12 protein-coding genes are annotated in these 15,638 nt (G+C 41.0%); 5 read left to right on the top strand and 7 right to left on the bottom strand.

Annotated elements, in window-relative coordinates; all coding sequences use genetic code 11:
- Nucleotides 1–67: 67 nt before the first annotated feature.
- Entirely contained in the window at nt 68–1,129 is a 1,062-nt protein-coding gene (gene fbaA, locus FQ608_RS04315; protein ID WP_158856563.1) for a class II fructose-bisphosphate aldolase, read from the bottom strand.
- A gap of 151 nt (nt 1,130–1,280) precedes the next feature.
- Between fbaA and FQ608_RS04310 the strand changes: the two genes are divergently transcribed.
- The gene (locus FQ608_RS04310; RefSeq protein WP_158856562.1) at nt 1,281–2,153 is read left to right on the top strand and encodes a type 2 periplasmic-binding domain-containing protein; all 873 of its coding nucleotides are present in this window, start codon (nt 1,281–1,283) and stop codon (nt 2,151–2,153) included.
- Nucleotides 2,154–2,229: 76 nt separating this feature from the next.
- Here FQ608_RS04310 and FQ608_RS04305 read toward each other — a convergent pair whose 3' ends face one another.
- The gene (locus FQ608_RS04305) at nt 2,230–3,015 is read right to left on the bottom strand and encodes an NIPSNAP family protein (protein ID WP_158856561.1); all 786 of its coding nucleotides are present in this window, start codon (nt 3,013–3,015) and stop codon (nt 2,230–2,232) included.
- Nucleotides 3,016–3,368: 353 nt separating this feature from the next.
- Here FQ608_RS04305 and FQ608_RS04300 point away from each other — a divergent pair, with 353 nt between their 5' ends.
- From FQ608_RS04300 to FQ608_RS04290, 3 genes are all read left to right on the top strand, one after another.
- The gene (locus tag FQ608_RS04300) at nt 3,369–4,313 is read left to right on the top strand and encodes a UDP-glucuronic acid decarboxylase family protein (RefSeq protein WP_158856560.1); all 945 of its coding nucleotides are present in this window, start codon (nt 3,369–3,371) and stop codon (nt 4,311–4,313) included.
- Nucleotides 4,314–4,590: 277 nt separating this feature from the next.
- Nucleotides 4,591–4,986 (top strand): response regulator transcription factor, encoded by a 396-nt coding sequence (locus FQ608_RS04295; protein ID WP_158856559.1) that lies wholly within the window; start codon nt 4,591–4,593, stop codon nt 4,984–4,986.
- A 7-nt stretch (nt 4,987–4,993) separates the two neighbouring features.
- A complete protein-coding gene (locus FQ608_RS04290; protein WP_158856558.1) occupies nt 4,994–6,184 on the top strand; it encodes a sugar transferase in 1,191 nt (396 codons plus the stop codon).
- Here the strand turns inward: FQ608_RS04290 and FQ608_RS04285 are convergent.
- A complete protein-coding gene (locus tag FQ608_RS04285; RefSeq protein ID WP_234364062.1) occupies nt 6,150–7,409 on the bottom strand; it encodes a glycosyltransferase in 1,260 nt (419 codons plus the stop codon). The genes FQ608_RS04290 and FQ608_RS04285 overlap by 35 nt on opposite strands.
- A 312-nt stretch (nt 7,410–7,721) precedes the next feature.
- Here FQ608_RS04285 and FQ608_RS04280 point away from each other — a divergent pair, with 312 nt between their 5' ends.
- Complete coding sequence (locus tag FQ608_RS04280; RefSeq protein WP_158856557.1) at nt 7,722–8,957, top strand: glycosyltransferase; 1,236 nt, start codon at nt 7,722–7,724, stop codon at nt 8,955–8,957.
- Between the two features lie 31 nt (nt 8,958–8,988).
- Here the strand turns inward: FQ608_RS04280 and FQ608_RS04275 are convergent, their stop codons facing one another.
- From FQ608_RS04275 to FQ608_RS04260, 4 genes are all read right to left on the bottom strand, one after another.
- A complete protein-coding gene (locus tag FQ608_RS04275) occupies nt 8,989–11,700 on the bottom strand; it encodes a phosphoenolpyruvate carboxylase (protein ID WP_158856556.1) in 2,712 nt (903 codons plus the stop codon).
- A 550-nt stretch (nt 11,701–12,250) separates the two neighbouring features.
- Nucleotides 12,251–13,588, bottom strand: a complete 1,338-nt coding sequence (locus FQ608_RS04270; RefSeq protein ID WP_158856555.1) for an oligosaccharide flippase family protein — start codon at nt 13,586–13,588, stop codon at nt 12,251–12,253.
- Nucleotides 13,578–14,723, bottom strand: a complete 1,146-nt coding sequence (locus FQ608_RS04265) for a glycosyltransferase family 4 protein (protein WP_158856554.1) — start codon at nt 14,721–14,723, stop codon at nt 13,578–13,580. The genes FQ608_RS04270 and FQ608_RS04265 overlap by 11 nt, the downstream gene beginning before the upstream one ends.
- A complete protein-coding gene (locus FQ608_RS04260) occupies nt 14,720–15,637 on the bottom strand; it encodes a glycosyltransferase family 2 protein (protein WP_158856553.1) in 918 nt (305 codons plus the stop codon). Before FQ608_RS04260 ends, FQ608_RS04265 begins: the two co-directional genes overlap by 4 nt.
- Between the last annotated feature and the right edge of the window lies 1 nt (nt 15,638).

Below are 15,638 nucleotides of genomic sequence, written 5' to 3'. Positions count from 1 at the left end.
GCATTTAAGTATATCACAAAAAAAGGGACAAATTAATTTGTCCCTTTTTTTGTGGCAGATGATAGAATCAATTTCTATCAATTGCATTAAGCATGTCAAACGCAACTTCCAATCGCTTGGAGAAATTTTCTTCGCCTTTCCTTAACCAAACCCTGGGGTCATAGAACTTTTTATTTGGACTATCAGGTCCGTCAGGACTGCCTAGTTGAGTTTGAAGGTATCCTTCTTTACTTTTATAATAAAGCTTAACACCCTCCCAGAAGGCCCACTGTAAGTCTGTATCAATGTTCATTTTAATGGAACCGTAGCTGTTTGCTTCCCTGATTTCCTCAACCGTTGATCCGGATCCTCCATGGAATACAAAATTTACCGGTTTTCCGGTTGTGCCGAATTTTTCGTTGATATAATCCTGAGATTTTTTAAGAATAATTGGCTTTAAAGAAACGTTTCCAGGCTTATAGACACCATGTACATTTCCAAATGCGGCTGCAACTGTAAACAAATCACTTACTTTTTTCAACTCCTCATAGGCATGGGCAACCTCTACAGGCTGGGTATATAATTTCGAACTGTCAATATCCGTATTGTCTACACCGTCTTCTTCTCCTCCCGTGACACCCAATTCGATTTCTATGGCCATCTGAAGTTTTGTAAATTCCTTAAAATACTCCACCGAGATACTGATGTTCTCCTCAAGCGGTTCCTCGGAAAGATCCAGCATATGTGAACTAAATAAAGGTTTTTTGAATGCTTTATAGAATTCTTTTCCTTCAGCCAGCAGCCCGTCAATCCAAGGGAGGAGTTTTTTGGCGGCATGGTCGGTATGTAATACTACTGGCACTCCGTACGCCTCAGCCATTTTATGCACGTGCATAGCACCCGATACACCTCCAGCTATTGCACCTTGTTGTTTATCGTTAGGAAGCCCCTTTCCCGCGAAGAACTGAGCACCACCGTTAGAAAATTGAACCATAACTGGTGAATTTACTTTCTTTGCCGTTTCCAATACTGCATTAACGGTATTTGAATTTATGCAGTTGACTGCAGGCATGGCAAACTCACTTTCCTTTGCATAGGCTAATAAGTCTTTTAATTCCTCACCGTATTTTACTCCTGGTTTGAATTTCATAGGATAATATTTTTTCAATGATTGTAAAACAACCAACTTAAGAATAAAAGTTGATTAATAAGCTTCAAAGATAACAATAACCATGCTTAATCCCTTTATCCCGAAGTTTAAATATAAATTTTTCAACCGCATTTTTTTTTATATTTGGGTTATGGAAAAAATTAGGATCTTAGGTGTTCCTGAGCATTTCAACTTTCCTTGGGTACAAGTGGTGAAAGAACAGCCTTTATTGACCCAAGAAATCATGTTGGAATGGGAAAACGAATCGAGGGGCTCAGGGGCAATGAATGCGGCTATTCGGGAGAATTCAACTGACCTGGCTATCATACTGACAGAAAGTTTTATTAAGGATAAAATTGAAGGCAATCCTGGTAAAATTATCGGATTTCATGTGTTGTCGCCCTTGGTGTGGGGAATCCATGTGCCCGCAAGCTCCAAGTTAAAGGAACTCGATGATATTAAAAATGTCCCTTATTTAATAAGCAGAATGGGATCTGGCTCCCATTTAATGGCTTTCTTATTGGCTAAGCAACAGGGATGGCCAACGGAATCTTTGGAATTTGAAATTATTGGAAATTTAGAAGGTGCCCAAAAAGCGTTTAGAAAATCCACAGCAAAAGTCTTTCTGTGGGAAAAATTCACTACCCAACCTTTAGTCAACTCTGGTGATTTTCGCCGAATTGGCGAGATTCCTACTCCGTGGCCATGTTTCGTACTGGTGGCTTCGGAAAATGCCCTAACTAACTTTCCAGCGGAGGTTATGAAGGTTAGAGATTTGGTATATGCCAAATCCGTCGAATTGAAATCCCGTAAAGCATTATCAATCGAAGAGATTTCTACCTATTACGGCATCGAAAAGGCAGATATTAATGATTGGTTTGGCATGACAACTTGGGCTTCGGATTCAAGCGTTGCATCCGATTCTCTAGAAACCACAATGGAGCTACTAAAGGACCTTAACCTTATTGGCAATAAGATTCCAGTCGATAAATTGGTGGAGAAAAAACTGATTAGCCTCCATTGAAAGGCCTGCGTGTTAAAACACAAAAGGGAAGGAGATAGACTCCTTCCCTTTTGTAATTATCAGATTTTTCAAACTCTTACAAATCAGAATATTCGGCTGGATACAAAAGGCGAGTATCGTTTTTGGAAACGGTATTTCTATACTCCTCGAGATCCTTCATGGCTTCCCAATCAGAATCTACACGAAACGCATCCCATCCAGCATTTCTTTTTTCCATGTTTTCAAAAGTCGTCAAATACATCAGGTTAGGCATTTGCGCCCCAGCCAAAGTTTCTCCATAAAAAATCGGATTGAAATTTAACTTGTCGAAAATATCGATTTCCCCATTATTAAACATCTTCACCTTTTGATGATACAACCGCTCGGTAGCGGCCTCATAACTTCTTAGCTCATAAATCCGATCTTTTTTGGGGCCAGTAACTCCCGACGCCTTGTACCTTGGAGAACCTGTGAACCCTTGCATCAGTGCTGTTTCCATGCGCTTGTAGGGTGGATTGTTGTGAGCGGCAAAGATATAATCCCTACCGGCTTGCTGATATGAATTGTCCTTGGCGAGTTTTCCCGGGAAGTTAAAGTAGCTTTTTGAATTTGGATAAGGAATGAGCACATAGATTTTTTTGCCGGCATCGGCTTCAGATGCTATCGGTTTAAACACACCTACTTCTTTGATTCCATTCCTGTGTGCGGCTGGAATAAATGCGTTTTTAAGGTAAGCATCAATCATTCCTTCCTGCTGAGCATTTTCAATGTGGTAAGTTCGAAGTTCATACAGGTCTCTTTTTCCTGCTTGACCTACAGTCGGCGCTATGGCAACGATGGCGAGAATAAAGGTAAATAAAATGATGGCGTAATTGATTTTCATATAAGTAGTTTTTCAGTGATAAGGTTAAATTAGGATATTATTAACCGTAAAAGTAAGTTTTTCATTCCAAACAATTCATTCATTTACATTAATGGCTTGATTTTTTTTATTCTAAAAGGTATTCGGATCATTGGTAAATGGGTTCATCTCCATTATTATGAGTAGTAATTTGATTTTGTTTTTATTTTAGTGAATAATTCAAGGTATACCCTGAAAAAAAAAGTTTCTTTATCCGGTATGTTTTAAAATATGCCTATTTTTGGAGCGGGAAAAAATATTCCTTTTTATTTTCAATTCAGTTTCTTTACCACTATTTGTAATTTTATATCAATAGTTTTAATGGTCAGTTATTTATGAAAAGAATTTTAGTGACTGGAGGAGCCGGTTTTTTGGGGAGCCACCTATGTGACTTACTTTTAAGCGAAGGACATGAGGTTTTGTGTGTTGATAATCTTTTTACGGGAAGACGCAGGAACATTCATCATTTATTGCAAAACAAAAATTTTGAATTTATGAGGCATGATGTTACTATGCCTTTATTCGTCGAAGTGGATGAAATTTACAACTTGGCCTGTCCTGCCAGTCCCATACATTATCAATTTGATCCGGTCCAGACTACCAAGACGAGTGTCATCGGAGCCATCAACATGCTAGGTCTGGCTAAGCGACTTAAAATAAAAATTTTACAAGCGTCCACCAGCGAGGTATACGGAGATCCCGAAGTACATCCTCAGCCAGAATCTTATAAGGGAAGCGTAAGCATCACCGGAATCAGAGCGTGTTATGATGAAGGTAAACGCTGTGCGGAAACCTTGTTTTTTGACTACCATAGGCAGCACAACCTGAACATTAAAGTCATGCGGATTTTCAATACCTATGGTCCTAGAATGAATCCCTACGATGGCAGGGTAGTCAGTAATTTCATTGTACAGGCTCTTCAAGGTAGAGATATTACTATTTTTGGTGATGGTAAACAAACCCGAAGTTTCTGTTACGTAGATGATTTGATTACCGGCATGCATAAGCTGATGAACAGCAGAGATGGATTTACAGGTCCGGTAAATATCGGAAACCCCGTCGAATTTACCATGCTTGAATTGGCCGAAAATGTTATTGAACTAATCAATTCCAAGAGTAAGTTGAAATTTATGCCACTTCCTCAGGATGATCCCATGCAGCGAAGACCAGTTATAGATTTGGCTAAAAAGGAGCTGGATTGGGAACCAAAAATCCCACTTCGGGCCGGCTTGGAAAAAACAATCTCCTATTTTGATGAAGCACTTAAAGAAATGGAATAGATCAGTGGTAAGTTTATTTTAATTATTGGCTGGAAAGAGAGGTAGCGTTCTTTTCTTTCCAGCTTTTTGATTAAAAGATATTGAGCTTTTAAATATATTAAAATGTAATTTAGATATAATATTTTGTTATTTGTATATTTTTTAATTATTTATTCTTTTTTTTGTCGAATGGCATGTGAATTAGATCAAAAAAAATGAATTATTCTTCAATTATTTTCTTCGCAGAGTAGTATCTTTATTTTTTGAATGGCAGCACCTACAATTAATCAACCCATTAATGAACAACAAACTAAGAATATTAGCCATAGACGATGAACCTTCCGTTCTTCTAATAATTCAACATTATTTTAAAGATAAATTTCTAGTCCAGGTATTTAATAAACCGGCAGATGCCATAAGCTGGATGCAGGAAGGGAATATTCCGGATGTGATCATTTGTGATCTGAATATGCCTGAAATTAGCGGAGAGGAATTCGTTGTGTTTTTGAGATCCAGCGGATTTTTTTCCTCCATACCGGTTATTATGCTTTCTGCCACCGAGTCCTCCGAGAAGAAGATTCTAATACTTAACGCAGGTGCTGATGATTTTATGGTAAAGCCCTTTAACCCCAAAGAACTGGAAGCTAGAATAAACTCAATATTGAGAAGAATGGGCAAACTTGTACTACGCTGATTTTTAGATGGAAAACCGACTACCCCACATTGCAATTGTAACTACAAACAGTTCGCTGCTGAATGATATTACCGAGGCGCTAGGAAATAAATACGAACTTACAGTGTTCTCAAATGGCATTTCTTTGTACCATGCCCTCACCAAAGAGAAGTTAAATTTCGACAGTATTATAAGTGTTTCAGGTTTGCGGGATGCGCACGGAATTACGCTCAAAAAGACCATCATCGAACTAGGTTTTGCAGTCATTCCCTTTTTCCTTATTCTGGACAAAATCGACCCCGAAGGAATCAAAGCCTCATTGAAGGAACAAATTACAGATGTGTTTACCCTGCCGCTTCAGGGAGATTTGTTAAAAAATAGGGTCGATTTTCAAATAAAACATCCTATTCATACTTATACCAAAACCAAAACTGCTGATCCAAGTCTCAAACCCTATAAAATCCCCTTTGTAAAAAGGTTAATAGACATCCTGGGTTCTGGATTGGTTCTATTATTACTTTCTCCTTTGTTTTTGATTATTGGTATATTGATCAAATTGGAATCAAAAGGTCCCGTTTTTTATTATTCTTACCGTGTTGGAACAGGTTATAATATTTTCAAATTTTATAAACTCAGATCCATGCAAACCGGATCTGATGCCAATCTTCAAAATTTGAAACATCTTAATCAGTATACAACATCAAATGAAGAAACTGCCTTACAGGATGAGGAAGTGAAGGAGCTATGTGAATTTTGTGAACAGGCCGGTGGTGGGTGTCTACAACCGCTTTATGATGACAACAAAGTAGTCTGTGAACGTTTATTTCATGCTAAAAATACCACCAACAAAGAAGCCGCCTTTATTAAAATTAAAGACGATCCAAGAGTCACCCGAATAGGTAAGTTTATTCGAAACACGAGTATAGATGAATTGCCGCAGCTCTGGAATGTGCTGAAAGGGGACATGTCTCTGGTGGGCAATCGGCCGCTACCCCTCTATGAAGCCGAAAAGATTACCACGGACAAATATGCCCTACGGTTTCTGGGACCTGCGGGAATTACAGGCCTATGGCAGGTGGAAAAAAGAGGGCGTGGGGAAATGTCTGAGGATGAGCGGCTAAGCTTGGATAATGATTATGTCAAAAACTTCAGCATCTGGTTTGATTTTAAAATCATTCTACGGACTATTCCAGCTCTTTTTCAGAGCGAAAGTGTTTGATTTTTTCTTCCAGTAATTTCCAGATTTGAGCGGCCCGGTTATCCCAAGTATTCTTAGAAGCTTCTTCATATCTTTTGAGCCGCATTGTCGGTGTATCCATAGCCATTTCTTCCGAAATCGCTGAAACGAATGCTTGATGCTCCTTCTCCAGTCGAATTAGCCCTTTAAATGAAAGGATATCTTCAGAAAACGGTGTCGCTATAACGGGTTTTCCCGAGGCCAGGTATTCATTTATTTTTAATGGATATATACTTTTGGTCACTTCATTGCAGAGAAAGGGCAAAATCAAAACATCAAAATGAGCTAAAAATTCAGGCAACCTTTCCAGCGGTTTTGGACCTACAAAATGCAAGTTGGGTATGGCATCCAGGTCTATGGAAGTACTGCCCCAATGATTTCTAGGTCCGACCATGACAATATTTTTATCCGGGTGACCCTTGCAAATCGCCGCTAAAAGGTCGTAATCTGTTCTGTGGCAGATATTTCCGGTGTACCCAATTATAGGATGAGTTATCCCCTCCATATCAGGTGGAAGGTCCAATTTCTCCTCATACGCTTTTCGAAAGGTATCAAAGTCAGCCGCATTCGGCAGATAATCAACCGAAATACCTGATAAATTCGTCAAATCCGCTTGAAGTTGCCTGGAAGTGACTATGCTGAGTAGTGCGTTTCTAACAGCTGTAATTTCCGCACGGGCTCCATGTTTGCGTAAATATGGTTCCAAGGCCCGGATATTATCTCTGGATTGATAGATAAAGGCTGTAGCTGGGAAGTTGGAAGGAAGCGAGGAAAGGTATAAGGGATTAAAGGAATTGAAAAACAGACATTCAGCACTTCCCAATTCAGCCAAGCCTTTGCTGATACTACGATGCAATCGTCTGTCATTCCATTTCGAAAGAAGCGAATAAAGCCGTCCCTCAGGAAGCCAGTTGACAGGTAACATTAACGGAGGAGTCAGGGCAAAGAGATTAGGACCATATTGGTGTAAGGGATGCAGAGGAGCCTTTCCGTAAAGGAGACTTTTTTTTCTTTTAATCACCGCCGACGTTTTTCGTTCTCTCCAATAGTCTATCAGTGTAAATGGATAGTCTACATAAATGACCGGCTGATTTTTGGCAAACGTTTTGGCTAATGACCATGCTGCTGATGAAAAATCACCGTCCCAGCGTGACATGCTGATCATGACCAATGGAATTTTTTTAAGGATTTCGACTGAAATTTTCATCTGTTTATAATTTGATTTTTAACGGTCATAACTTGTCCCGAGTATCGGGGTGGAATCCCTGCCTGCGGCAGGCAGGTCGCAACTATAATCATCCCACTGTGTGACGATCTCGTCATGCTCGATTTCATGTGCTTATGATTTTTTTTTAAAGGTCACGTGGACTCTCGCTACTATTATCATCCCAATGTGTGACGCTTTCGTCATGCTCGATTTCATGCTGTTATTTCTTCAAAAATTATCGTAAAAATTAAGGATTACCCATACAATAATAGTAAATTCAGCCTATAATTCACTGATAAACTTTTAGCAGCTTTGGTAATTTTGGAAATATTGGCGGCAGCCTGTTGTTTTTATTTGATTTTCCCATTTGTAACTGGAGCTGTAGCTTCCCTTCTGCCTGCCCCAGTTAAGCCAATGCCTTTAATGGGTTCAACCTCGGACTTTGCCTGTGTAATCACTGTATATAAAGATTTAGATATTGCGTGGCCATTGGTGAACTCTTTGCTTAGTCAGAAATATTCCCGATATCACATTTATTTGGTAGCCGACGGTGTTTCAGATCCAAAAATCAAATATATGGATCCTAGATTATCACTGCTGCTTCCGACCTCACCCCTCAACAGCAAGGTTGCATCATTAAATCATTCCTTGGAGAAAATGGATATTAATCACACCCATGTCGTGGTTTTTGATCCGGATAATTTAGTTCCAGCTCATTTTTTACAGGTTTTGGATCGGTATCATCAGGCGGGTTATTCTGTAGTCCAAGGCAAAAGAATAGCGAAAAATATTGACACCACCTATGCCGCATTGGACGCACTGGGAGAATATTACTATGACTATTCGGTGAGAAACGTCCCTTTTCTACTGGGTGCTTCTTCGACAATTGCGGGGTCGGGCATGTCTATTCAAAAGGACCTGTATCAGAAAAACATCGCTCATGAAATGAGGGAGTTATTGGCAAATGGGGTCGTAGTGTCTGAGGATAAATCGCTTCAGCTGCAACTTGTCCGTCAGGGATTGAGAATTGCATATGCGCCGGCTGCTATAATCTTTGATGAAAAAATAAGTTCATCCCAGCAGATAGGCAAGCAAAGAGGCAGGTGGTTGAATAGCTACTTTCGCCATAGCTGGGAGGCCTTGAAGGCTTTGGGAAAGGGATTGGCAGGTCTTGACTGGAATATTTTTTTATTCAGCATTACGGTTTTGATGCCTCCTATGGTGGTTTTGGTGGGAGGGTCTTTGCTCGTGATGGGAATAGCTATTTTCATCAAGCCCTTATTGGCCGTTGCTATTGGAATATGCATGTTGATTTTTATCGCCGGGTTTGGAGTAAATTTGACTCTTAACCGGACCCCGAGGCGCGTGATGGCCGCCATACCTACCATTCCACTCTTTGTTTGGGGCCAATTGGCTGGTTTTATGAATATTCGTCGGGCCAATAAGGATTTTATGGTAACCGACCATACGTTTAACATAGAGGTGGAAGAAATTTGGGACCAAAGAGTGCATGAATTCAGCTACCTAAAACATTGGTGGAATATATAGCCTTTAGTTTTGTAGAACTGAATTTTTTCAATTAACCCGTATTTTTTAACCCATTCGCCAGGGCCGTGGTTATTTCCAGAAGTTTGGTTATCAGAGTTTCTTCTGAATCACGGCCAGTTCCTTTTATACTGCGCCATTCCTTTAGGTATCTTATCTGTATACCATTCAGGTAGCCCAAGGTATGTTTTCTTCTCTCTAAATTGTCTAGAAGACTTTGCCTACGCTCGGCCCTCTCTGCCTTAAGTAACAGACCGATTTCATCTAACGCCCTTGTATGTTCTTCCAAAATGAGATCGGTAAAAAAATCTCTGATTTGCCTGTTTTTAACCAAGGCAGCATATTCTATCATCCATTCCGGATCAGCGTTCATCAGGTTTGTCTCCACCTGAATAAGTATATAGCGCCAGAGTGGCCATTCATCTGAGAATGATTCAAGTGAGGAGTAGGTATCGGGTTGTTGAGTTCGTAGGATTTCTAAGGCTTTTCCCACCCCATACCAGCCAGTAAGATTGAAACGGGATTGACTCCAGCTAAAAACCCATGGAATAGCGCGAAGGTCTCCTAAACTGCGTGTTCCTGTCCGTCGGGCTGGTCGGGACCCAATTTTACTAAGCTCCAACACGTCAATTGGGGTGGCCTCACCATAAAACTCGATGAAATCTGGGTGGTGGATAAGGTCTGTATATGATTTTAATGAGGCATTGGATAATGCTTCCAAGGCATGCACGGGATATTTTTCTTCCTTTGGAGGGAAGACAGCATAACCAGTCTGACAGGCTACCCCTGACAATAGCATCTCCAGATTGTAGGTGGCATTTAGGAGGTTTGCAAATTGCTGGGCGATAGTTTCTCCCTGCACGGTAAATTTCATTTCTCCACTCATACTTCCTTGCGGCATACTTTCCAAAAAACGGTGGTATTTGCCCCCTCCACGGCTAATCGTGCCCCCGATGCCGTGGAAAAACCTCAACTGAATGTTAAATTGATTGCTAACGGCAGTTAATTTTTGCTCTGCTTCGTAAATCTCCCAACGACTCGTCATTATTCCCCCATCCTTGTTGCTATCACTGTAGCCCAGCATCACTTCCTGAACTTGCCCCAAATCATTGAGGTGTTGCTTATGCAGCGGATGCGAAAGTAGTTGGTGAAGCACGGTATCCGAATGCTGTAAGTCTTCGATGGTCTCGAAAAGAGGTACGACTGGAAATGAATACTGGGCCAAGCCCACTTCACGGTGAAACAAATAGATACAGAGCAAATCACTTAAATTTCTAGTCATGCTCACAATGAAGGATCCAATGCCTGCTGTGCCGAAATTTTTTACGTATTCAAATACAACTCGATGGCAGGCCAATACCTTGTCCGCCTCGGTGCCAAATGAATGTCCCGCAACCGCAAAGGGTCTTTGGCTTTGTAATTCTTTAGAAAGAAATTCCACCCGTTCCTCTTCATTCCAGTCAGCATAAGGCCTTTTTTCTGGGTAGACAGCTTTCACCATTTGAGTTAGTGCTTTTTCGTGAAATTCACTGTTTTGTCTGATATCCAGTTTTGCCAAGTGAAAGCCGAAAGTATTGAATTGCCGTTCAAGAGGGAACAACATTTCGGAAATCAGATGGTGAGAGCCAATTTTTTCTAAACTTTCGCGTAAGATCCTTAAATCCGCAGTCATCTCATAGACTGTTTTGTATCCCAAATTTTCCTCTTCCTGTCCCTTAATATGAGTATGGGTCAACTTCAAACGTATTAAATTTATGAATTGCCTCCATGGTTCATATTCATTTCGGGATATAGCCTGATGGCCTTCCAAACCAAAAAAACTCGCCTTACTTTTGATATCGTCTTTGAATTCGGATGGAGCTGGGTTCCTGATCTCAGAAAAGCTCATTCGGGCGGCTAAATTGGCCAATTCTTTATCCAACAATTTAAGAGCAGCTTGTCGGTGTGTCAGAAGGGTATCCTTAGTAAGTTCAGCAGAGACATAGGGATGCCCGTCTCTATCGCCTCCTATCCAGCTGAAGAATTCCATACTGGGATATCGAGAGGGGTGGGACAGTTCTTTTTTATCAAAACCCATCTGAACCCAGCTTTGCCTTAGCACCTGATCGCTCTTTCGAAGGGCTGCGGGGAAAACTTTGGTGAAGTAGTGCATCACATTTTTCCGTTCAGTCTCTACGGTAGGCTTTTCCAGAGACACCTCACCTGTTCTCCACCACCGCTCTATAAGAATAGTAACCTCTTCAGTCAATATCTCTCTTTCCGCTTTGGAGAAAGTTGGGTTTTCCAGTGTGACAAGCTTTAGATAAAGGTCCCGGTGCAGATCCAGGATTGAAACACGTTTTGCTTCCGTTGGATGGGCTGTGAGTACAGGCATTAATTTAGTTTTGCTGATGAGTTGGAGCATCTGCTCTTGAGAGAGACCCTGTTTTGTCCATCGAGTAAATGTCTCCGACCAAGAACCTCTTACAGCTTCCATTCCATTTTGATCTACAATTTTTCTGCGGAATTGTACAGAGGCATTCTCCTCCACCAAATTCATAAACTGGAGGTAGATACTTAAAACTTGGATATGTTTTTCCGAAGGGTTGGAGAGGCTGATAGGCGTTTTGCCCTGCTGCAAGAAAAGTAACATTTCCGTAAGCTCTTTCTCGCCGAGGTCCTCCAAAACTTGTCGGAAGCACCCCGCTAATAAATTCATGTCAAATTTTATCTTTTCAAATAGTTCAGACTGGGATGGCTGCTGCATGGTTAGTGGAATTGTTGGTATATAATCACTGTAAGTTACAAAGCTTAGCCAAGCAACCCAAAAAAATCCGTATCATCCGTATTCTATTTCATCTTCAGAAAGGAAGGCCCGCAGATTGCGCTGACTTTCGCAGATTATTTTTATTGATGTCGAGATTTAATTCAACACAAAAAAATCCGCTTTATCCGAGTCATCCGTATCATCCGTGTTCTATTTTACCTTGAATCGAATGGAACGCAGAATTGGCGGATTGTACGGATTTCTACGGATTATTTTTATTGGCATCGAGAATTTATCCAGCACAAAAAAATCCGCTTTATCCGAGTCATCCGTATCATCCGTGTTCTATTTTACCTTGAATCGAATGGAACGCAGAATTGGCGGATTGTACGGATTTCTACGGATTATTTTTATTGGCATCGAGAATTTATCCAGCACAAAAAAATCCGCTTTATCCGAGTCATCCGTATCATCCGTGTTCTATTTTACCTTGAATCGAATGGAACGCATATTTTCGGATGATTTTTGTAGACGTCGAGCATTTGTTCATTCAACCTTTATTGAAAAGCTTTTGCCTTCCTACCCGGTACAACTCCGGATAATTAACTACCGCATACCGGAATGGCTGAAGTGCCCGAATAGGTATAAATCTCCTTAAAATCAACTGTTTAATAATAGCTGTAAGGGACACAGCCAATATCAATCCGTATGCAGCTCCCAGCAGACCTATTCCATTAATGAGTATCCAAGTAAAAATAGCGCCGTAGATAAATGTGCCGAAAACCATAATCATGTTGAAGAAAGGTTTCCCAATGGCATCCAGAAAGACACCCGATTGCCGGTCATAGGGTTTGATCACTGCCAAAAAGGCCACTACACGCAAAAATGGCGCAGCGTCCAGATAGTCCTCCCCAGCGATAAACAATACAATATATTCCGCAAAGAGGAGATTGACAAGTAAAAAGGGGAGGGTCAAACTCAGCATCATGCCGATGGTTTTCTCGTATATTTTACCAACTTCATCCAACCTTTTCTTATCAAAGGCTTCGGAAGCTTTGGGATAGGAAATGGAAGCGATGGAATTTATAGGGATTTCAATCATATTCATCACCCGACCTGCGGTGTTGGCTAACGCTACTTGCACAGGAGACAATAAAGCACCTAAAAGAAATTTGTCCAAACTATTTGTGAGCATGGATATAAGGTTGGTTCCAAAAACGAATTTTCCGAAATGAAAAATTTGTAAATTCCATTCTTGGTGCCAACCCCATTTTATGTCCAGATATTTTCTCACCTGATAGCAGGACATCAGTGTTGCGAGCAAGAAGGTGGCGTTTTGATACCAGGCCAATGCAGAGAGGCTTAGGTATTTTTCAGGGTTAAGGTAATAATAGGCAATGATCAAAAAAAGTGGGAGACTTTTGCTTATTCCTGCTAAAAAATAAGCTTTGAAATCATACTTGGCTTGCATCAACACAAGATTGTGTGTGTGTATAACCAATATGGGGAGTATATAAGTGAAAATTCGCAATATATCGGCAAGTCCCGGAGCGTTCAAAACATTTTCCAATGGCACAGCTAGCACCCAAAGCAGTACCATGAAAGCCAGGGTAAGAAAAACATTAAGCCAAAGGGAGGCCATCTGGATTTTAGCCTGGTTTTCCAATGACTGATTGATCAGGAATTTTATCATTCCGTTTTGGATAAATCCACTTCGGGCCATGTCGACTATGGCGACCAACGTGATTAGCAGGACCCAAACTCCAAATAATTCGGGACTGTAAATCCTTACCAACAGCATAAATCCGATAAAGCCCAGAATAAAATCAATCCCTCGGTGCATCATGGTATACATACCACTGGTCAGCCAATATTTTTTATCGCTCATTGGACTGGCTAAACGTGTACGAATAAATGTCCAATACTTTTTCCGCACCCCGCTGGTAGCTGAACATTGGGGGTCTTGTAAAACCTTTGAAAATCAGTTGCTGGCGCTTGTATGTGTCAAGTAGAAGGTGTTTTATGGCATCAGCCAGGGATCTTGGGTCAAAGGGATCTACAAGAATGGCAGCGTCTCCGGCAATTTCCGGCATGGAGGAGGTATTGGATGTAATGACCGGACATCCGCAGGCCATGGCTTCTAAGATCGGCAGCCCGAAACTTTCCCGAAGGGAAGGATATAAAAAAATCTCGGCTTTGGCATAGACTGCCGGTAAGTCCTGATTGGGTATATAGCCGGTAAGGTGAATTTTTGATCGTAGGTCCTTGGCAGACATAGATTCAAGTAGCGCCATTAACTCCTTCTCCCCAAAGTCCGGCATCACCAAAGGCAAGCTTAGTTGATTTTCCCTATCCAAAATGGCCAAAGCTTCCAAGACGCCTTTTAAATTTTTTTTCGGATCCGTATTTCCCAAGAAGAGTATGAATTTTTCAGGAAGTCCGTAGGATTTCCGTTTCTCTTCCTGGAGGGCAGGAGAGATAGGCTGGAAATGTAAGCTCACCCCGTTGTGGACGACTACAGTCTTGTCGGGGTCTTCCTCGGTAAAATGTTCTTTAATCCGTTTCTGTTCATAGGTAGATACAGTCAAAATACGGGTAGCTTTAGGGACAATCTGGGGGACATTCCACCAACGGTATAGGTTGCCCAAGCGTTGGTACCAAGTTCCGGACCGAAAGTTGAGTTTTTCGAGATAAATGATGTCGTGGAGGGTGAGAACCAGCGGGACCTTTCCCCAAAATGGTGCTGTATTGCTGGTACAATGTAAGATATCCAATCCAAATTTTTTCGCAGCCCGGGGCAAATACCACTGCTCCCAAATAGGGTAGGGGCTGGGCGGAAGTCGGATTATTTTAAAATTTGAAGATTCAGATATGCAGCTGGAATCCTCCACTTGGTTGACAAAAATAAAATACTCATTGACTTTATCCAACTGTTGGAGGTTGCGGATTAATTCCACAGCGACCATGTCCATTCCGTGTCGTTTTTTCCTGAATATTCTCTGGGCTTCAATTCCGATTTTCATGGGGTATTGGAGGTTAAGGGTGGGTTATCGTGGATGTCTTTGATAAAAATGCTTTTCGTAAAACCCCTGATATATGCGCTGGCATGATTTAATTCCCCTTTAAATAGGTGCATGATTATATTTTTCGGTAGGGCAACAAAGAAATAGTACAGCGAGGTAAGGAGAAAAACGGGCCATTCTACGTTTCTTCTGAGAAAAATCCATCGGTTTCTACTCATATAAAACGTTTTCAAAAGAGAGTTTTTGCCCACACTCATGGATTCCTTGTGTAAAATTGAGGCGCTGGGTTCATACCATATCTCATATCCAGCGTTTTTGATCCTTTCACAATAGTCCATTTCCTCATAGTAGAGAAAATACAATTCAGCCATCATGCCAACCTCTTCCACCACCTTTCGTGGGATAAACATGGCAGCACCATGAGCCAAATAAGTAACCCTTGAATCTTGATATTGGCCCGAATCTTTCTCTTGAAATCCGATGCCGCTACCTCTTCCGGTGATCGGATTAATATTGGTAAAGCCGGCATATTGAATAATGGTATCGTCATCAAAATAATTGATTTTTGGACAAACCAATCCCACTCGTTCACTTTTTGTAGCCCGATCAAGGAGGCCTTCCAAGACATTTGGGGCGACTACTGTATCGTTATTGATCAGAAAGAAATAGGAACCTTTAGCGATTTCTATTCCCCTGTTATTGCCTCCTGCAAAACCTTCATTTATTGGATTTTTCACCAAGACGATTTCCGGGAATTCTTCCAACAGTATACTGGGATCTTCTTTGGAGGCATTATCCACTACGATGATTTCAACATTGGGATAGGTGATTTGTTGAAAACTTTCCAACATACCTCTAGTATGTTCCAGACCGTTGTAATTTATCGTAATGACTGAAATAAGTGGCTTGTCCATG

Origin of the sequence: Lunatibacter salilacus (genome assembly GCF_009797935.1) — a bacterium.
GTDB lineage: Bacteria > Bacteroidota > Bacteroidia > Cytophagales > Cyclobacteriaceae > Lunatibacter > Lunatibacter salilacus.
Note: the sequence above shows the minus strand (reverse complement) of the source record. Positions and strands in the feature narration are given on the sequence as shown.